Below are 18189 nucleotides of genomic sequence, written 5' to 3'. Positions count from 1 at the left end.
CCGCGCGGCCTCCGGTCAGGGGCCGCGCGTCAGCGTGACCGGGGTCGCGTTGGGCGGCCAGAGCGTGTCCGGGTCGACGCCCATCCAGCGGCACAAGGCGTGCCACGTGCCGGCGTGCGCCACGATCAAGGGGGACTGCCCATCCGCCGGAATCGGCAACCCGCTCAACGCCGCGGTGACACGGGCCTGGAAGGCGGCGAGGCTTTCACCCCCCGGCACCTCCTCGCGCAGGAGATCCCCCGGCACGGCGCCCCCTTCCAGGTCACCCCAGCGCCGCTCCTCCAGACCGGGGACAACGGCCACCGGAAGGCCCAGCGCCGCGCCGATGATGCCGGCGGTTTCCAGCGCGCGCCGCTGCGGGCTGGAATAAATGGCCGCGACCGGACTGCCCTGAGCGGTCAGCGCCGCCGCCGCCGCGTGGGCCTGCGCCCGCCCGCGGTCGGTCAGCGACACGTCGCGCGACCCGGCCAGCCAACCGCCAAGGTTGCTTTCCGTCTCGCCATGCCGACAGAAAACGACCCGATCCAGCGTGGGACGGCTCATGCCGGGGAACCCTCGGACAGCGCCCCCGTCAGGTCGCCGAAGCGCTCCAGGATGCCGTCGTGGGGAAGGCTGTCGAGCGGCACCCGCGCGTAGCCGTAGCGCAGCACCAGCACCCCCGCCACCCCGGCGGCGCGGGCGGCGGCCACGTCATGCTCGTTGTCGCCGACGAACACCGTTTCCTCGGGCCGGACATCCATCAGGGCGAGCAGGCCGAGCACCGGCTCCGGCGAGGGCTTGCGGCTGGGGAAGCTGTCGCCGCCGACCACCGCCGTGAAGCGGTCCGCGATGCCCAGGTCGGCGAGCAGCCGCCGGGTCGCCGCCATCGGCTTGTTGGTGCAAACACCCAGCTTCAGCCCGGCCGCGGACAGCGCCGTCAGCGTCTCCGCGACGCCGGGATAGAGCGCGCTGTGAGCGCTGGGGTCGGCCTCGTAGATCGCCAGGAAGCGGCGGGTGTGGGCCGCCGTCTCCTCCGCTCCGGGCAGGCCGCCGGTGGCGGTCAGGACCCGCTCCACCAGCTTGGCCACCCCGTCGCCGATGAAGGAGCGCACCGCCGGCAGATCGACCGGCGGGCGGCCCAGCTCGGCGAGCAGGGCGTTGGAGGCGTGCATCAGGTCGGCGGCGCTGTCCACCAGCGTGCCGTCGAGATCGAAGGCGACAGCACGCAAGAACGTGCGGTTGAGAAGGCTGGTCACCGGAGTGCGACTCCTATCGGCGCAGGAAGCGGGCCTTGTCGGCCGCGAGGTCGAGGGTGATCGGGGTGTCGGTCGGCAGCAGCGCGTCACCGGCTTGGTGCGGGGCGTCAACCTGCACCTGCTGCCCCCCGATGTCCACCGCGTAGCGGATCGAGGCGCCCAGGAACTCGCGATGCCGCACCACGCCCATCAGCCGGACATGGCCCGCGCGCGGCGGCCCGCCGTCCTGGCGGATAAAGAGATTTTGCGGGCGGAACATCAGCTTGCCCGCGGCCCCCGGCTCCACGCCATGCGGCAGCGGGATCGGCACGCCGCCGCCCATGACGAAGGCCGTCCCGCCGTCCACGGCGCGCACCTGCCCTTCCAGCACGTTGGCGGTGCCGAGGAAGCCGGCGACGAACAGGTTGGCCGGGTGGTCGTACAGTTCCTGCGGGGTGCCCACCTGCTGGACGATGCCGTCCTCCATCACCGCGATGCGGTCGCAGATGGTGTTGGCCTCCTCCTGGTCGTGGGTGACGAAGATGGTGGTCAGCCCCAGCTTGCGCTGAAGGCTCAGCAGCTCCTGGCGCATCTGCACGCGCAGCTTGGCGTCGAGGTTCGACAGCGGCTCGTCCAGCAGCAGCACCTTCGGCTCGATCACGATCGTGCGGGCAAGCGCGACGCGCTGCTGCTGGCCGCCGGAGAGCTGCGACGGGCGGCGGTCGGCCAGATGCTTCAGCCCGACGAGGTCGAGCGCCGCGTCCACCCGCCGCTCGATCTCGGCGCGCGGCACGCGCCGCTCCTCCAGCCCGAAGGCGACGTTGCGGCGCACCGTCATGTGCGGCCACAGCGCGTAGCTCTGGAACACCATGCCGACGTCGCGCTTGTGCGCCGGCAGGCCCGAGATGTCGCGCCCGCCGATCGTCACCGCCCCGCGCTGCGCCGTGTTGAAGCCGGCGATCAGCCGCAGCAGCGTGGTCTTGCCGCAGCCCGACGGGCCGAGGAAGGCGAAGAACTCCCCTGGCTTGATGTCGAGATGGATGTCCTTCAGCACGCGGTGGCTGCCGTAGGACAGGTCCACGCCATCGATGCGGACGCCGACGCTCTCCATTCCGGCGGCCAGGGAGGTGGGGGAGAATTGATGGTTCATGGTGGCGGTTCCCCTCAATGGTCCTGGCCGCGCTCGCGCCGGCCCCGCTCGATGATGACGTGCGACAGGTAGGTTCCCAGCCCGACGATGACGACGGCGAAGACGCCCAGCGCCGCCCCGGGACCGCGCCCGGCCGCCGACTGCATGTAGACGTAGAGGCCGTAGGCCAGCGGCGCGTCGCTCTGCGAATGGACGAGCATGATGGTCGCCGACAGCTCGACCGCCGCGGTGGCGAAGCTGGTGACGAAGCCGGCCAGGATGCCGCCGGACATCAGCGGCACGACCACGCGGCTGATGGTGCGCAGCTTGGTGGCGCCCAGATTCTCGGCCGCCTCCTCCAGCGAGTTGCTGACCTGCTGCAGGGCCGCGGTGCAGGCGCGCAGCGCGTAGGGCAGGCGGCGGATCGCCAGCGCGAAGACCAGGATCAGCCAGAAGCCGGACAGCGGCTGCCCGGTGAAGGGCATGGGCACGTCGTAGAAGCTGCGCAGATAGCCGATGCCCAGCACCACGCCCGGCACCGCCAGCGCCGCCATGGCGATGTAGTCCAGCCATTGCCGGCCCGGCAGCTTGCTACGCAGCACCAGATAGGCGATGGCCGTGCCGATCACCACGTCGAGCAATGCCGCCAGCGAGGCGTAGAGCAGCGTGTTGGTGATGTACTGGCCGCTCTCCAGGAAGACGGTCCCGTAATGCTTCATCGTGAAGGCGTCGGGGAACGGGCTGAAGGACCAGATCGTCGCGAAGGACAGCAGCGTCAGGCCGATGTGCGGCGCCAGCACCAGCACCAGGATCAGCAGAACGACGGCGTAGGCCGCCACCAGCTCCAGCGGCTTCATGCGCCGCCGCGCCAGACCGCCGCCGCCGCGCTGGACGGTCGCGTAGTCCTTGCCCTTCATCGCCAGCGCCGACACCCAGAGGGCGAGCAGCGAGCAGACGATCAGCACCACCGAGATCACGTAGCCCATCGGGTCGGCGATACCGATGGAGGAGATGCGCAGGTAGGCCTGCGGCGCCAGCATGTCGTTGACGTTCAGCAGCAGCGGCGTGCCGAGGTCGTCGAACACCTTGATGAAGACCAGCGACGCGCCGGCGACGTAGCCCGGCATGGCCAGCGGGAAGACGATGCGGCGGAACAGCCGGAAGCCGTGGCAGCCGAGGTTCTGCGCCGATTCCTCCATCGCCCGGTCGATGTTCTTCAGGCTGGCCGACAGGTTGATGAGGATGAACGGGAAATAGTGGATGCTCTGCACGAAGATGACGCCGTTCAGCCCCTCCATGAACGGGATGGAGATGCCGAAATGGTCGCGCAGCAGCAGGTTGACCGTGCCGTTGCGCCCGAACAGGAGCTGCATCGCCACCGCACCGATGAAGGGCGGCATGATCAGCGGGATGATGCCCAGGCTCTGGATCAGCACGGCGCCGCGGAACTCGAAGCGCGTCGTCAAGTAGGCCAGCGGCAGGGCCAGCGCGCTCGCCACCACCACCGACATGGCGGAGACGTAGAAGGAGTTCCAGAACGACCGCATGAACAGGTCGTTCCGGAAGAAGTCGACGAAGTTGATCAGGGTGAAGGACCCGGTCGTCTTGTCCTGGAAGGCGACGAAGATGACCTGGACGACCGGCACGACGAGGAACAGCAGCAGGAACAGCGCGATCAGCACAGCCGCCACCGCCGGCCCCGGCCGCACGCGCGCGATGCTTTCGCGCGTGAGCGCAAGAGACGTCATGGTTCAGCCCAATGGTATCGGGGGAGAAGGCGAGGCGGGGCGCCCGCGCGGGGCGCCCCTCCCGTCACGCTCGGGTCAGCGGGCCAGCGCCAGGGCCTCTTCGGCCTTCTTGCGGGCGGCGGCGTAGTTGTCCTTGGCGAAGGCGGCCCACTTCTGCTCGACCTGGGCCTGACGCTCCGGCACGGCGTCGGTGGCGCTCTTGCGCTCCACCGTGAAGGCGCCGGAGAGCTGCGGGTCGGCGGCCTCCTGGGCGGTCACCGGCATGGCGGCGACGAGGTCGCGCGCCTCGGCCAGCAGCGCCTTGGCCTTGTCGTTGGGCTTCTTGGCCAGCGCGGCGTCGGCCTGATGGATGGCGCGGGTCGCCGCCTTCAGCCCGTCGAGCTGGAAGGTGATGAGCTGGTCGAACAGCGCGTCCACCACGTTGTAGCGGGCCTGCGACACCTCGACGTCGAAGTTCACCTGCGAGCCCAGCGAGGTGTCCTTGAACGGGTTCGGGTAATCGGCCGGGGCCTTGGCGTAGGTCGCCGGGTTGACCGGCAGGCGGCGGATGGCCGGCTGCAACAGGACCTCCTGGCCCTGCGGCGACAGGATGAAGTCGACGAAGGTCTCGGCGGCGGCCTTGTTGGGGGCGTTCTTCACGATGCCGATGTTGGCCGGCACGATGGTGGTGACCGTCGGATAGACGAACTCCACCGGGAAGCCCGAGGCCTGGGACGACAGCGCGAAGAAGTCGATCACGATGCCGATGCCGAAGCTGCCGGAGTTCACGCCGTCCGGCACGCCGAAGCTGCGCTCGGTGATGGTGCGGTAGTTGCCGGCGATCTCCTTGTTGGTCCGCCAGCCCTTCTCCCAGCCCTCGCCCTGGAGGATGGTCTCGATGGTCAGGTGCGTGGTGCCGGAGCGCGACGGGGCGGAGATGGCGACGTGGTCGTAATAGACCGGCTTGGCGAGGTCCGACCACTCCTTGGGGGCCGGCAGCTCGTTGGCCTTCATGTAGCGGCTGTTCCACATGATGCCATAGCCCGAGGCGGCGAAGCCGGCGTACATGCCCTCGGGATCGTTGATCGGGTAGGCGCCGACCTTCTCCGGGATGCCCTCGACCTTCGGCTTGTAGGCCTGCAGCAGGTTGGCGCCCTTCAGAACCTCGAAGGCGTCGGGAGCGGAGGCCCAGAACAGGTCGGTGCCGTTGTTCGACGCCGTTTCCTGGAGATACTTCACGCCCGCGTTGGTGTTGCGGTTCAGAACCTCCAGCGTGACCTTCGGATAGGCCTTCTGGAAGGCCTGCTGGAAGGCGCTGGTCAGGTCCTTCGGGAAGGAGGTGACGACGACCAGCTTGCCCGACGGGTCCTGGGCGAAGGCGGCGGTGCTGGAAGCAAGCAGGACGGCCAGGGCGGCCGCGACGCCATGCAGCGTGCGAGACATAGGTATGGTTCCTCCCAGTGTTTTTCTGCGTGCTCTTTCAGCAATCCGCGTGCCAGACCGTTCGCAGGCGAATTTACTGGAGTGGCGCCCGGAGGATGGGTAAAGCCGGTAACATCGGGCGGTTGCGATGGGTAACGGCGGGAACAGGGCGGTCCGGCCGCAGGACCTCGTCACCTTGGATCGGAGATCAGCTCCGCACGGCGGCAAAGCCCGGCAACGAAGAAGGCGACGCCGCGGCCAAAAGCGTTACCCCCTTTCAAAGCATCCAGCCTCTCCTTGAATGGGTCTGTGCGGCGCATCGGTGACCTAACAAAATATTTAAAACAAAAACCAACGGCAAAGACCCCGCAAACCGCTGATAACAAACAATAGAATTCGCACATCCATTTAAAACACAATCGTATTCCCAAAAATATTGTCATTTATGGAGCAGATTTGCGCACCTTGACCTCCGATCTCCATTGCTATTTCACTTGACGACCTTTCCCATCACGGTGCGCGCACAAAATAAACTTTTGAAGGAACCCCCATGTCATGGCTCCACTCGATCGTCAATCAATCCCCAGAAATTGCGTTATTTCTCTCCCTGGCCGGCGGCTATTGGATCGGTAAATTTCAATTTGGCAAATTTCAGCTTGGCGGCGTCGCCGGATCATTGCTGGTCGCCGTGGTGATCAGCCAGATCGGCGTGTCCATCGACAACGGCGTCAAAGCGGTTCTGTTCGCTTTGTTCATTTATGCGGTCGGCTTTGAAAGCGGGCCGAAGTTTTTCCAATCGCTCGGCCGGCAGTCGATCCGCGAAATCATCCTGGCGGCGGTGCTGGCGATCAGCGGTCTGGTCACCGTCGTGATCATGGCCCGCTTGACCGGTCTCGACAAAGGCTTGGCGGCGGGCATCGCGTCCGGCGGGCTGACCCAGTCGGCGATCATCGGCACCGCCAGTTCCGCCATCGGCAAACTCGGGCTGCCGGCGGAGGAGGTGCAGCGCCTCCAGGGCAACGTCGCGGTCGGCTACGCCGTCACCTACATCTTCGGGTCGTTCGGCGCCATCCTGGTCTGCGTCAACCTGCTGCCTTGGATCATGAAGCGCGGCATCCGCGACGACGCCATCAAGGCGGAAACCGCGATGCTGGCCGGCGCCCATTTTCTGGCGCGGGGTGAGGAATACGCCATGCCGCCCCTGGTCGGGCGCCTGTACCGGATCGAGCGGGCGGCCGGGCGGACGGTGGCGCAGATCGAGGCGGACTCCGCCGACGGTCCGGTCAGCGTGGAGCGGGTGAAGCGCAACAACGCGTTGATCGGGATGCAGCCGGACCTGCGGCTGGAGGCCGGGGACGTCGTGCTGCTGGTCGGGAGGCGGTCCGGGGTCGTCGGCCTCGCCGACACGCTCGGCCCGGAGCTTCAGTCCTCGCAGGGCATGGACCTCATCATGCTGGTGCGCGACGTCGCCATCGCCAACCCCGCCTTCGTGCACCGCACCGTCGCCGAGATCCGCAAGCTGTCCTCCGCCAACCTGTACCACGGCGTCTATGTGACCGGCCTCAAGCGGAGCGACCGGCCGCTGCCGCTCGCCCCCGACACGGTGATCGAGGCCGGCGACGTCGTCACGCTCTACGGCACCGCCGAGGACGTGCAGCGCGTCGCCGCGTCGGTGGGGACGGAGGTCATCGCGAGCGACAAGACCGACTTCATCTACCATGGACTGGGGCTGGCGCTGGGCCTGCTCGTCGGTCTGGCCGTCATCCGCATCGGCGACATCCCGCTGACGCTGGGCAGCGGCGGCGGCGCCCTGCTGGCCGGGCTGCTGTTCGGCTGGTACCGCACCCGCAACCTCGCCATCGGCAACATGCCGACACCGGCCTCCACGCTTCTGCGCGACCTCGGTCTGGCCGGTTTCGTCGCCGTGGTCGGCCTGCAATCGGGCCGGCAGGCCGTCAGCACCGTGGTCGAAAGCGGGTTGAGCATCTTCCTGGTCGGCGTGGTGGTGACGCTGGTGCCGATGATCATCACCCTGTTCGTCGGCCGCTACCTGCTGCGCTACGACAACGCGGCCATCTTCGCCGGCGCGCTCGCCGGATCGCGGAGCGCCAACCCCGCCTTCGGCGAGGTGCTCGACAAGGCGGGCAACTCGATCCCGACCGTTCCCTTCGCCATCACCTACGCGCTGGCGAACGTCTTCCTCACCCTGCTGGGGCCGCTGGTGGTGGCCTTCGTGTGATCCAGATGAGGAGATCCCCTGATGGACTCGATCGATTACAGCCGATACGCGAAGCTCAGTCCCTTCGAACTGAAGGACGAACTGATCAAGCTCGCCTCCGGCCGCGAGAACCGGCTGATGCTCAACGCGGGGCGCGGCAACCCGAACTTCCTGGCGACCCTGCCGCGGCGGGCCTTCTTCCGGCTGGGCCTGTTCGCCGTCGCCGAGGCCGAGCTGTCCTTCTCCTACATGCCGAACGGCGTCGGCGGCCTGCCGCGGCTCGAGGGCATCGAGGGCCGGTTCGAGCGCTACGTCTCGGAGCACCGCGACCAGGAGGGGGTGGTGTTTCTCGGCCGCGCGCTGAGCTACGTGCGCGACCAGCTCGGCCTCTCGGGCTCCGGCTTCCTGCACGAGATGGTGGAGGGGGTGCTGGGGGCGAACTACCCGGTGCCGCCGCGCATGCTGGCGATCAGCGAGGATGTCGTCCGGCACTATCTGGTGAAGGAGATGGTCGGCGGCTTCCTGCCGCCCGGCAGTGTCGATCTGTTCGCGGTCGAGGGCGGTACCGCGGCGATGACCTACATCTTCAATTCGATGAAGCAGAACGGGCTGGTCGAGCGGGGCGACAAGGTCGCCATCGGCCTGCCGGTCTTCACCCCCTACATCGAAATCCCGGAGCTCGACGAGTACGGGTTGACGGAGGTCGCCATCAACGCCGACCCGGCCAAGGGCTGGCAGTACCCGGACGCCGAGCTGGACAAGCTGAAGGACCCGGCGGTCAAGGTGTTTTTCTGCGTCAACCCCAGCAACCCGCCCTCGGTCAAGATGGACGACCGCAGCCTCGACCGCATCGCCGCCATCGTGAAGAACGAGCGGAAGGACCTGATCATCCTGACCGACGATGTCTACGGCACCTTCGCCGACAATTTCCGGTCGCTGTTCGCCGTCTGCCCCGAAAACACCATGCTGGTCTATTCCTTCTCGAAGTATTTCGGGGCGACGGGATGGCGGCTGGGCGTCATCGCCACCCACAAGACGAACGTCTGCGACCAGCGGATCGCCGCCCTGCCGGAGGAGCGCAAGGCGGCGCTCGACCGCCGCTACGGCTCGCTGGTCCCGGACGTGCGCGGCCTGCGCTTCATCGACCGGCTGGTCGCCGACAGCCGCACCGTGGCGCTGAACCACACCGCCGGGCTGTCCACGCCGCAGCAGGTGCAGATGGTGCTGTTCTCGCTGTTCGCCCTGATGGACGAGCAGGACGGCTACAAGGCCGAGCTGAAGAAGGTCATCCGCCGGCGCGAGGCCGCCCTGTACCGCGAGCTGGGCCTGCCGACGCTGTCCGACCCGAACGCGGTGGATTACTACACGCTCCTCGACCTGGAGGACATCGCGCTGAAGCTCTACGGCCCGGACTACGCGGCCTGGGTGAAGGCGAACTTCGTTCCGAACGATCTGCTGTTCCGCATCGCCGCGGAGACCGGCATTGTCCTGCTGCCGGGCAAGGGCTTCGGCACCCTGCAACCGGCCGCCCGCGTCTCGCTGGCCAATCTGAACGAGTACGAATACGCGGCGATCGGGCGCTCGCTGCGCGGAATGGCCGACCAGTCCCACGAGGAGTTCACGAGGCAGCGGCAGGGCGGGGACGCGCCGGACGGCGTGACCAAGCCCAACTGACGCTTCTCCACCCTCATTCCTCGGTGAAGTCGCCGCGGTGCAGGCCGTGGTGGCGCATCTTCAGGTACAGGGTCTTGCGGGTGATGCCCAGCTTGTCCGCCGTCTCGCCGACCCGCCCGCCGCAGCGGGCCAGCGCATCCTCGACGAGCTGCTTCTCGACACGATCCATCTGCTCGGCCAGGGGTTCGATTCCACCGCCCCCTGCCCCACTCACCGGTCCGCCCGCCAGACCGTCGCCCAGGCCCAGGGCCATGCGCTCGGCGACGTTGCGCAGCTCGCGGACGTTGCCCGGCCAGCCATGGGCGGCCAGACGGGCCAGCGCCGCCCCGTCCACCGGCGGCGCCGGGCGGCGGGCGCGGGCCGCGGCGGCGTCGAGGAAATGGCGCAGCAGCAGCGGCACGTCTTCCCGCCGCTCGCGCAGGGGCGGAAGCGGAACGGTGACCACGTTCAGGCGGTAGTAGAGATCCTCGCGGAACTTGCCCTCCCCGGCCAGCCGCAGCAGATCAACCTTGGTGGCGGCGACCACGCGCAGGTCGAGCGGGATCGGCCGGTTGCCGCCGACCCGCTCGATCACCCGCTCCTGCAGCACGCGCAGCAGCTTGACCTGGAGGTGCATCGGCATGCTCTCGATCTCGTCGAGGAACAGCGTGCCGCCGTCGGCGTGCTCCAGCTTGCCGATGCGCCGCCCCTGCGCGCCGGTGAAGGCGCCGGGCTCGTGGCCGAACAGCTCGCTCTCGATGATGGTGTCGGGCAGCGCGCCGCAATTCAGCGCGACGAAGTTGCCGGCCCGCCGCCGCCCGGCGTCGTGCAGGCTGCGGGCGATCAGCTCCTTGCCGGTTCCGGTCTCGCCGAACAGCAGGACGTCCACCTCGGCGTCGGCCAGCCCGGCCACGGCGGCGCGCAGCCGCTCGATGGCGGCGGAGCGGCCGATGATGCGCGCCTCCAGCGAGCCGCCGCCGGCGAGCTGCGCCCGCAGGCTGCGGTTCTCCAGCACCAGCCGCCGGTGCTCCAGCGCGCGGCGCACCACCTCCACGAGATGGCCGGGCTCGGCCGGCTTCTCGATGAAGTCGTAGGCGCCGCCGCGCACCGCGCGCATCGCCATGGCGATGTCGCCGTGCCCGGTCACCAGCACCACCGGCACCTCCGGGTCGGCGGCGCGCACCCGCTCCAGCAGCGCGAAGCCGTCCATCCCGGGCATGCGCACGTCGGTCACGACCACGCCCGGCCAGGACGGGCCGAGCCGGTCCAGGGCGTCTTCGGGCCGGGTCGTCGCCTCCACCGCGAAGCCTTCCAGCTCCAGCGTCTGGCGGCTGGCGTCCAGCACCTCGTGGTCGTCGTCGATCAGAAGAACGGTCATGCGATGTCGCTCAGGCACGGGTCAGGGTCAGCAGGAAGACGGTTCCGCCGGGGCCGCTCTCGGCCACCGACAGGGCACCGCCGAAGTCCCGCACGATGTTGTAGGAGATCGAGAGGCCGAGGCCCAGCCCGGCGCCCACCGGCTTGGTCGTGAAGAAGGGATCGAACACCTGCCCGGCCACCGCGTCGGGGATGCCGGGACCGTTGTCGCGCACCGTGACGCGGACAGTCCCCTCCGCCGCCTCGGCGGCGATGGCGATGCGGCGCTGCGGAGCGTCGGCCACGGCGTCCAGCGCGTTGCTCAGCAGGTTGACCAGCACCTGCTCCAGCCGCACCTCCTCAGCGCGGACGCGCAGCGGTTCGCCGGGCCGGTCCTCCGGCAGGTCCACGGTCAGCTCCACGGACTCCTCGCGCAGCCGGTCGCCGAACAGGGCAAGGGCGCCCTGCACCACCGGAGCCAGTTCCACCGCGCCCAGCCGGGTGTCGGGACGGCGGGCGAAGCGCTTCAGATGGTTGGTGATGTTGGCCATGCGGGCGGTCAGGTCGGCGATCTTGCCGAGGTTGCCCTCCGCCTCCGCGACCCGCCCGAGCGCGATCAGCTTGCGCCCGTTGTGGGCGTAGGAGCGGATGGCCGACAACGGCTGGTTCAACTCGTGCCCCACCCCGGCGGCGAGCTGGCCCAGCGCTGCCAGCTTGCCGGCCTGCACCAGCTCCGCCTGGGTGTCGCGCAGGTCGCGCTCGGCGCGCTGGTGTTCGGCGATGGCCTGCTCCAGCCGCGCGTTGGTGGTGCGCAGGTCGCCTGTGCGCTCCGCCACCGTGCGTTCCAGGAGCTGCTGCGCCTCTACGCGTTCGGTCATGTCGGTCAGGGTGACGATGAAACGCTGCTGCTGGCGCCGCCGGAAGGGCCGGATGCCCACCTGGACCGGCACCGGGCGACCGCTCGGCCGCCGCCCGGCGGTCAGGATGGACAGCGACGGCGTCGCCTCCTCCGGGGCTTCGCGGGCCTCGCGGAAAAAATCCTCCACGCGCCGCGCGCCGGCGGAGTCCAGCCGGTCCGCCAGACGCCCGTCCGCGACACCGCCCGGCCCGGCGATCAGCGCGGCGGCCAGCGGGTTGACGAACTCGATCACCCCGTCGGCGTCGGTGGTCGCCAGCCCGGCCTGGGCGTTGTCGATGATGGCCTGGGCGTTGGCCTCCTCCACCGCGATGGCGGTGTCGCGGAAGACCAGCAGGGCCGCGGCCATCTGTGACAGCTCGTCGTTGCCGCCCAGCGGGATGTCCGCCTTCAGGTTGCCGGCGGCGATCTCGTGCGCCGCGCTGCCCAGCCGCGTCAGGCGGGAGATGATGCTGCGGTTGACGTACAGCCAAGCCACCAGCACCGCCACCAGCAGGCTGACCAGCGCGCTCGCCAGCAGGGCCGACCGTCCCTCGGCGATGGCCTGGGCTGACCGCGCCGCGGCAGCGCGCGAGGTGGTTTCCACCGACTGCACCTGCTGGGCGATCAGGCCGTTCAGCCGGGCCACCAGCTTCCGGTTCTCGGCCAGCAGCCCTTGCCCCTGGTCGGCCGCGGCCAGCTCTGCGCGGCGCAGGTCCGGGATGCTGCCCTCGCCGCGGGTCAGCTCCAGCAGGCGGGCGACCACCTGCCCCAGCGACACGCCGTCCGCCCAGTCCTTCAGCGTGGCGAGGTCATGCTGCAGCCGGTCCGCGGTTTCCTCCAGGAAGCCCGCGTTGTCGTCCAACGCCTCGGTGGTGGCCAGCGTCGCGGCCCGCGCGATCAGGCCGACCGCGAGGTTGCCGTTCGCGCCGATCTGAAGCACCGCCTCGCTGCGCCGGCTTTCCTCGCGCAGCACGCGGACCGCCTCGGCGGAGCGGGTGCCGGTTTCCACGGAGCCCAGCGCGCTCTGGATGTTGAAACGGGCGTCGGCGACCAGCGGCTCGATCTCGTCGAGGAAGTCGGCGTGCAGCCAGCGCAGCCGCTCGATGCTTTCCTGGTTGCGGCGGGACAGCGCCAGCCGGTGCCGCACGGTCGCGTCGAGGTCGGTCAGGTTGTGGCCGAGCGCGTCCACCATCGGGCGCAACCCCGGGACCCCACGCTCCCCCTCCGCCGCGAGCAGGCGCAGCGCGGCGAGCCGGCGGCCCAGAGCGTCGCGGATGGCGCCCAGTTCCTGCTCCGTCCGGGCGTTGGCGAGGATCGGCGCGGTGGCGATGATGCTGCCACCCTCCTCCGCCAAGCGCGCGGCGAGGCCCAAAGCCGGCAGATGACTCTCCGCGAACTCGTCCAGCGTGCCTCCCAGCCGGTCGTAGGACAGCCAGCCCAGCCCGCAGGCGACCACCGACAGCGCTGCCACCGCGATGAAGGCCAGCAGCAGCCGCGCCCGGATGCCGAACCGCACGGGACCGGGAGCCTGCCCGGCGACGGCGTCCGCGCTCACGGCCAGACCCCTTCGCCGCCGGCCACGCGCAGGATGATCAGCGCGCGCTCCGCCAGGGCGAGCGCCTCGTCCAGCCGTTGCCGGGAGAAGGCACGCCACGCGGCTTCCTGTTCCGCCTGCCGGCTGGACACGGGAAGGCCGCGCGCCGGACGGCGCAGCACCGTGGAAAAGGCGGGGTCGGCGGCCTCCGCCGCGGAGACCGGGACCGCGGTGGCCGCCGCCCGCGCGGCGCGCAGCAGGTCCGCCGCGACCGGCTCGTGGTTTGCGGAACCGTAGAGCGCGTGAAGTCGCGCCTCCCCCTCATGGATCAGCTGCCAGACCCGGTTCAACGTCTTGACCCGGAAGGTCACCAGCTCGTCGAACAGCAGGTTCACCAGCTCGTATCGGGCGCCGGACAGGGCGCGGTCGAACAAGAACAGGTCGTCCCCCGTCTCCGTCCGGTAGGGGTCGGGATAGCCGGCGGGGGCTGCGGCGTAGGCGTCGGGCCGCACCGGCAGCCGCTGGATGTCCGGGCGGACGAGCAACGCCTGACCGGCGGGGGACAGCAGGAAATCGATGAAGGCGCGCGCCCCGTCCGGATTCGGCGCGCCGCGCAGCAGCGCCACGCTGGCGGGAAGGAACAGGCTGTCGGCGGGATAGGCGAAGCGCAGATCGTCCTCCTCCAACCCGGCGGACTGCCCGAGGAAATCGATGCTCAGCCCGACGCCGAAGCGTCCCTTGGCGATGCCGTCCGCCACGCCGTAGCTGCGCGCGGTCACGGTGGCGAGATTCCCGGCAATCTCCAGCCAGGTCGCCCATCCGCGTTCCCATCCCTGCATCTGCAGCACGGTTTCGACCATCAGATGCATGGTGCCGGAGCGCGACGGGGCTGTGATGCCGAGATGCCGGGCATAGATCGGATGACGAAGATCCTCCCACCGCTTCGGCGTCGGCAGGCCGTGACGGTCGAGATAGCGCTGGTTCCACAGCAGCCCGTAGCCCGACAGCGCGAAGCCGAGATAGGCCCCGTCCGGATCATTGATGGGCTGGTTCCCGATGGTCGGCGGTGCTCCCGTTGGCGGCGGAACGACCGGCTCCAGACGCTTGGCCGCCTTCAGCACCTCGAAGGCGTCGGGAGCGGACGCCCAGAAGACGTCGACGCCACCGTCGCTCCGCTCTTGCAGTTGGCTGATCGCCGCGGTGGTCTTCGTGTTGACGATGCGCAGGCGCCAATCCGGGTGGGTCGCCTCGAACGCTTCCCGCACAGGTTCGTAGAAGCCCGCGGGAAAGGATGTCAGCACGGTGACGGCGGCATCCGTGTCCTGCCCCACCGCGATACCCGGCGGCAGGAACGGGACCAGCAAGAGAGCGGCAACGAGGCGCCCGGCAAAAGCACGCAATCCAGTCATGACGGGGGACACTGTGCGGGGCGCCCTGTCCTTTTGTCCAACGGTTTGATCCGCCCCGCGCCGGCCATGTGCCAAAGGTGGCAGGGGCGGGTCTTCGCCGTCTCTGGCGCTTCCACGATGGCGGCATCAATGATCGAGCCACCCAGCACGAAGGAGGTGCGCTCCTTCAGATCCGCCTCGAAGCGTGAGAAAAGCCTTAAAGTCCAGCGCCGACAACACCTGCTTCGGATCGGAGAGGCGTTCCGGAGCCAGCCCCTGTCGCGTCGCGGGCTGCGCAGCGTGGGAAGCGGCTCGATGAAGGGCCTTGACCGGGAATGGCCTTGACCGGATCCGTGGCCTGGAAACGCGGAAGGCCGACCCCGTCTCCGGGGCCGGCCTTGCCGAGCCAGTAAAGTTGGTTGCGGGGGCAGGATTTGAACCTGCGACCTTCAGGTTATGAGTCTGATAGGCGCCACCCGGCAGAACCGCAGAAAATCGGGGATATCGTTACTTTTCAATATCCTACAATGCGACGTTCGGCGTCACATACTCTCTATTTGCGTCAGAGAACGGCATCGGCATACCATCTACGCCCGGACACAATGCGGACACGGCCCTTGCGCCCCGCCTTGGGATCGACGGAACACCGGTAACACGAGGTACACCGGAACATGGCGGAGAGGATTACCGACAAGCTGGTCAAGGCCCTGGAGCCACCGGAGACCGGAAACCGCATCACCTACGACTCCGAGGTCAAGGGCTTCGGAGTGCGCGTCACAGCGGCCGGGGCCAAGGCCTTTATCTTGAACTACCGCGTGGCTGGACGCGAGCGCCGTCTTACCATCGGCTCGTACCCGGACTGGTCCGCCGCCGCCGCCCGCGAAGAAGCCAAAGACCTGAAGCGGCGTGTCGATCAGGGACAAGACCCGCTGAGCAAGCGCATCGAGGAGCGCACGGCACCGACGGTTAATGACCTGTGGAAGGCGTACGAAGAGCATCACTTGCCGAACAAGCGCCCAAGGTCGGCAGCCGACGACCGCAGCATGTGGCAGACCTATATCCTGCCCCGACTCGGCTCGGAGAAGGTGGCCGACATCACCGCACAGGACGTGGACGCGCTGCACGCCTGGATCAGTCAAACCAAGCCGGTACGCGCCAACCGGGTCATTGAAGTCCTCAAGACGGCAATGTTTCTCGCCATCCGCTGGAAGTGGCGCAGCGACAACCCGGTATCGGGCGTGCGCCGTAACCACGAGGATAAACGGGAGCGCTACCTGAGTCCGAAGGAAATGGTCGCACTGAGCGAGGCGTTGGAGGCGCACTCCGAAAAGGCCTCCTGCGACGCCATCCGCTTGATGCTGCTGACCGGCGCCCGCAAGACCGAGGTGTTGGCGGCAAAGTGGTCGATGTTCGACTTGGACGAAGGGGTGTGGGTCAAACCGTCGGCACACACCAAACAGAAGAAGACGCACCGGGTGCCCCTATCCTCGGCAGCAGTCGAGCTTCTCCGCCGGATCAAAGCGGAGGGCGCTGACCCGGTTTTTGTCTTCCCCGGCCGCGTCGCAGGCAAGCCGCTGGGGGACATTAAGAGAACCTGGGCCGTCCTGTGTGCAAAAGCAGAACTCAAAAACGTCCGCATCCATGACCTTCGACACACCTTTGCCAGCGTGCTCGCCAGCAACAACCTGGGCCTGCCGATCATCGGTGCGCTCTTAGGCCATACCCAGGCGCAAACCACTCAACGTTACGCCCACCTGTTCGACGATCCATTGCGAGCGGCCGCTGAAGCGGCAGCCACGGTCGTCAATGGCAACCACCTTCGTAAAAAGTGATGATGGACGAGCACCCCTCAATGTCCCAAGACGAATTTTTTGAATTCGACCCCCATCGCGTCGAAGCCGCAATGCTGTTCCCGAACGACCTTGGCAAGCAGAGGGAGGTATGGATCTCGCGGAAGCGGTCGGTCATCGCATCGGAGGTGCTTAAGCGGGACAGCTGGCCTGTCACCCTTGGCCAAGCCGACTTCACGATCCTCTCCGAAGGAGCGCCATGGGATAGTCTCGCCGGATTGGTGGAAAAGCGCCGCGTGCTTGGGTGGATGGTTGCCATGGCATTCCACTATTTCCTGCGCACCACTGTTTGGAAACGGGGAAACACCCTGCGCGAGGACAAGGGCGCACTGGCGACAAAGAACAAGTTCCTGATGCACATTGAGACGCTCGCGAAGGGAAAGGTGGTCCCCGGCACGAATAAGCCCTGTCCGATGAGCGAGCAAAAATACGATGAGGCTCGGAAGCAGTTGTGGAATGCGGCTCACCTCTGGACCGCCGCTTTCGCTATCCAAGGGAACCTACCGTTCCCCGAACTCCCGAGGGAGCGTGCAGTCCAGATGATGGAACTGGCCGAAGGCTACCGTCTGATCGGAATTGAGATCGGGGTGTTCCAGCACCTTGCACCCGAAAAGGCATTCTCCCCTGACGCTATCGTCTTCGATGAGAGATTCAAACCGCAGCTTGCGATGTGTCTGGACACCCTCGGGAAGGACGAACTGAGCCATCTCGCCGGTTATGTCTCCAGGCAGACCATCTCTAAGAGTAAGCGTTCCAAAGCCCCTCGCTAAGCAGGCGAAGAAAATGGGCTTGGGGGTGACTCACCCTGTCGCAGTCACCCCCTGCCCGCTCGTAATGTCCTCTTGTGAGGCGCCACAAGGCGCCAGCAACAGCAAGAGGATGACATGCAGGCGACTTCCCCGCTGCTCACCACGGTCCCACTGGGCAGCTTCAGCCTCCCGGACACCGCCTTCCCGGAGTATCTCACTCCCGATGCCTTGGCTGCAATGCTGGGCATCTCTGAACGCACCCTCCAGCGCTGGCACGCAGCCCGCCGCGGTCCCGCCCGCTGCAAAGTCGGCAAGCTCATCCGCTACCGCATCGAAGCCGTTCGCGACTGGCTGGCCGCGAACGAGGAACGTCCGGTCGTGCGCCGCGCCGACCGTCGCGGCCACTGAGACCCCCTCCGCCATCTACCAGCATAGGAGCGAACTATGACCACGAAGCCCTTCGATTCCCACCGTCCGCTCAACCGAGCCATGCGCCGCGCACTCCGCCGTGGCGGGGTGTCGAACGACAACACCCTGAAGCGCTTCGTTGAGGCCACCGACGGCGGCGCGATCATCTCCAACGACGACCAGGTGCCCCTGCCGTACCAGCCGGGTAAGGTGTGCTGGTCGGTGGAGTTCGCTGGCGCGACGCTGAACTTCAACGCATCCCTGGGCGACATGCTCGATCTCGCGACCAAGGCTGAGCGACTCCCAGGTGGACGGCGATCCCCGGCACGCCGCCCGGCAGTTAATCCTCGAAACCATGATGGCAAACGAACACCTGCAGTGGGCAGGGGGGATGCTGGTGGCGGCGATGGCCGTGTGGCTTGCTCTCAACGGCCCCCAGGCCATCGTCCTCATGAGCGGCGAAGCCGACTTCGCCTCATTCACCATCGAACCGGGCGTCCGTCCCGGCGTGGACGTCACGTTCCGCTTCATCGCTGGCAAGGTTCCCCCTGTCGCCAACGACAACCGGAAGGAGACCCGCTAACGCAGAAAGCCACGACCGAAGCCGCGGGTTGATGCAGGCGGAGGCCCGAAGGCCGTGAAT

14 protein-coding genes are annotated in these 18189 nt (G+C 67.9%); 6 read left to right on the top strand and 8 right to left on the bottom strand.

Features of this window, described 5'->3' with window-relative positions; all coding sequences use genetic code 11:
* Window positions 1–15: 15 nt before the first annotated feature.
* From Sp245p_RS33580 to Sp245p_RS33560, 5 genes are all read right to left on the bottom strand, one after another.
* A complete protein-coding gene (locus Sp245p_RS33580) occupies window positions 16–543 on the bottom strand; it encodes a histidine phosphatase family protein (protein WP_014199762.1) in 528 nt (175 codons plus the stop codon).
* Complete coding sequence (gph, locus tag Sp245p_RS33575) at window positions 540–1235, bottom strand: phosphoglycolate phosphatase (RefSeq protein ID WP_014199761.1); 696 nt, start codon at window positions 1233–1235, stop codon at window positions 540–542. Before gph ends, Sp245p_RS33580 begins: the two co-directional genes overlap by 4 nt.
* 13 nt (window positions 1236–1248) lie before the next feature.
* Complete coding sequence (locus tag Sp245p_RS33570; RefSeq protein WP_041814298.1) at window positions 1249–2364, bottom strand: ABC transporter ATP-binding protein; 1116 nt, start codon at window positions 2362–2364, stop codon at window positions 1249–1251.
* Window positions 2365–2378: 14 nt separating this feature from the next.
* Complete coding sequence (locus Sp245p_RS33565; RefSeq protein ID WP_014199759.1) at window positions 2379–4091, bottom strand: ABC transporter permease; 1713 nt, start codon at window positions 4089–4091, stop codon at window positions 2379–2381.
* Window positions 4092–4166: 75 nt separating this feature from the next.
* The gene (locus Sp245p_RS33560; protein WP_014199758.1) at window positions 4167–5513 is read right to left on the bottom strand and encodes an ABC transporter substrate-binding protein; all 1347 of its coding nucleotides are present in this window, start codon (window positions 5511–5513) and stop codon (window positions 4167–4169) included.
* Window positions 5514–6042: 529 nt separating this feature from the next.
* Between Sp245p_RS33560 and aspT the strand changes: the two genes are divergently transcribed.
* Together aspT and Sp245p_RS33550 are read left to right on the top strand one after the other, a co-directional pair.
* Window positions 6043–7731 (top strand): aspartate-alanine antiporter, encoded by a 1689-nt coding sequence (aspT, locus tag Sp245p_RS33555; RefSeq protein WP_041814295.1) that lies wholly within the window; start codon window positions 6043–6045, stop codon window positions 7729–7731.
* 21 nt (window positions 7732–7752) lie between these two features.
* Window positions 7753–9384, top strand: coding sequence for a bifunctional aspartate transaminase/aspartate 4-decarboxylase (locus tag Sp245p_RS33550; RefSeq protein WP_014199755.1), 1632 nt, complete (start codon window positions 7753–7755; stop codon window positions 9382–9384).
* A 13-nt stretch (window positions 9385–9397) separates the two neighbouring features.
* Here Sp245p_RS33550 and Sp245p_RS33545 read toward each other — a convergent pair whose 3' ends face one another.
* From Sp245p_RS33545 to Sp245p_RS33535, 3 genes are read right to left on the bottom strand one after another with little or no spacing between them, the layout of a single operon-like run.
* Window positions 9398–10741, bottom strand: coding sequence for a sigma-54-dependent transcriptional regulator (locus Sp245p_RS33545; protein WP_014199754.1), 1344 nt, complete (start codon window positions 10739–10741; stop codon window positions 9398–9400).
* Window positions 10742–10751: 10 nt separating this feature from the next.
* Window positions 10752–13172: an ATP-binding protein gene (locus tag Sp245p_RS36405; RefSeq protein WP_014199753.1), complete on the bottom strand. Its 2421-nt coding sequence runs from the start codon at window positions 13170–13172 to the stop codon at window positions 10752–10754.
* On the bottom strand, window positions 13169–14560 hold the full coding sequence (locus Sp245p_RS33535; RefSeq protein ID WP_014199752.1) for an ABC transporter substrate-binding protein: 1392 nt from the start codon (window positions 14558–14560) through the stop codon (window positions 13169–13171). Before Sp245p_RS33535 ends, Sp245p_RS36405 begins: the two co-directional genes overlap by 4 nt.
* Before the next feature lie 650 nt (window positions 14561–15210).
* Here Sp245p_RS33535 and Sp245p_RS33525 point away from each other — a divergent pair.
* The 4 genes from Sp245p_RS33525 (at window position 15211) to Sp245p_RS33510 (ending at window position 18129) form a co-directional block, all read left to right on the top strand.
* Complete coding sequence (locus tag Sp245p_RS33525; RefSeq protein ID WP_014199751.1) at window positions 15211–16371, top strand: tyrosine-type recombinase/integrase; 1161 nt, start codon at window positions 15211–15213, stop codon at window positions 16369–16371.
* A 20-nt stretch (window positions 16372–16391) separates the two neighbouring features.
* On the top strand, window positions 16392–17159 hold the full coding sequence (locus tag Sp245p_RS33520) for a hypothetical protein (RefSeq protein WP_129557300.1): 768 nt from the start codon (window positions 16392–16394) through the stop codon (window positions 17157–17159).
* A gap of 114 nt (window positions 17160–17273) precedes the next feature.
* The gene (locus tag Sp245p_RS33515; RefSeq protein WP_014199748.1) at window positions 17274–17546 is read left to right on the top strand and encodes a helix-turn-helix domain-containing protein; all 273 of its coding nucleotides are present in this window, start codon (window positions 17274–17276) and stop codon (window positions 17544–17546) included.
* Between the two features lie 307 nt (window positions 17547–17853).
* Entirely contained in the window at window positions 17854–18129 is a 276-nt protein-coding gene (locus Sp245p_RS33510; protein ID WP_129557299.1) for a hypothetical protein, read from the top strand.
* Window positions 18130–18189 lie beyond the last annotated feature (60 nt).

The sequence above is a fragment of the Azospirillum baldaniorum genome (assembly GCF_003119195.2).
GTDB lineage: Bacteria > Pseudomonadota > Alphaproteobacteria > Azospirillales > Azospirillaceae > Azospirillum > Azospirillum baldaniorum.
The sequence above is the reverse complement of the archived record's forward strand: the minus strand, read 5'-3'. Positions and strand labels throughout refer to the sequence as shown.

What these genes read in the sequence shown, in the direction of transcription:
- Sp245p_RS33535 (WP_014199752.1), bottom strand. Translation starts at nt 14,560, where the DNA reads ATGACTGGATTGCGTGCTTTTGCCGGGCGCCTCGTTGCCGCTCTCTTG.
- Sp245p_RS33570 (WP_041814298.1), bottom strand. Translation starts at nt 2,364, where the DNA reads ATGAACCATCAATTCTCCCCCACCTCCCTGGCCGCCGGAATGGAGAGC.
- Sp245p_RS33545 (WP_014199754.1), bottom strand. Translation starts at nt 10,741, where the DNA reads ATGACCGTTCTTCTGATCGACGACGACCACGAGGTGCTGGACGCCAGC.
- Sp245p_RS33560 (WP_014199758.1), bottom strand. Translation starts at nt 5,513, where the DNA reads ATGTCTCGCACGCTGCATGGCGTCGCGGCCGCCCTGGCCGTCCTGCTT.
- Sp245p_RS33565 (WP_014199759.1), bottom strand. Translation starts at nt 4,091, where the DNA reads ATGACGTCTCTTGCGCTCACGCGCGAAAGCATCGCGCGCGTGCGGCCG.
- Sp245p_RS33550 (WP_014199755.1), top strand. Translation starts at nt 7,753, where the DNA reads ATGGACTCGATCGATTACAGCCGATACGCGAAGCTCAGTCCCTTCGAA.
- Sp245p_RS33515 (WP_014199748.1), top strand. Translation starts at nt 17,274, where the DNA reads ATGCAGGCGACTTCCCCGCTGCTCACCACGGTCCCACTGGGCAGCTTC.
- Sp245p_RS33525 (WP_014199751.1), top strand. Translation starts at nt 15,211, where the DNA reads ATGGCGGAGAGGATTACCGACAAGCTGGTCAAGGCCCTGGAGCCACCG.
- Sp245p_RS33580 (WP_014199762.1), bottom strand. Translation starts at nt 543, where the DNA reads ATGAGCCGTCCCACGCTGGATCGGGTCGTTTTCTGTCGGCATGGCGAG.
- aspT (WP_041814295.1), top strand. Translation starts at nt 6,043, where the DNA reads ATGTCATGGCTCCACTCGATCGTCAATCAATCCCCAGAAATTGCGTTA.
- Sp245p_RS33520 (WP_129557300.1), top strand. Translation starts at nt 16,392, where the DNA reads ATGTCCCAAGACGAATTTTTTGAATTCGACCCCCATCGCGTCGAAGCC.